Genomic DNA, 215 nt, shown 5'->3' on the forward strand with positions numbered 1-215 from the left:
GGCACCGCTGGCAACGACCTGCTGAGCGGCATCACGCTGGTCGCCGGTGCGAACAGCGTTGAGAACAACTTCGGTGAACTGCCGCCGGCCAAGCTCAGCGGCTACGTGTACGAAGACGCGGGCAACGACGGCGTGCGCAACAGCGAGGCGCCGATTGCCGGGGTCGAGGTCAAGCTGACGGGCACCGACGACCTGGGCAACCCGGTCACGGCCAC

General features: G+C 67.9%; 1 protein-coding gene. It reads left to right on the forward strand.

Annotated features, from left to right (window positions below):
- On the forward strand, positions 1 to 215 hold a 215-nt coding region (locus tag FFT10_RS27925), incomplete at both ends, for a hypothetical protein (protein WP_228027353.1).

It is taken from the genome of Pseudaquabacterium pictum (assembly GCF_005403045.1).
Classification (GTDB): Bacteria; Pseudomonadota; Gammaproteobacteria; order Burkholderiales; family Burkholderiaceae_C; genus Pseudaquabacterium; species Pseudaquabacterium pictum.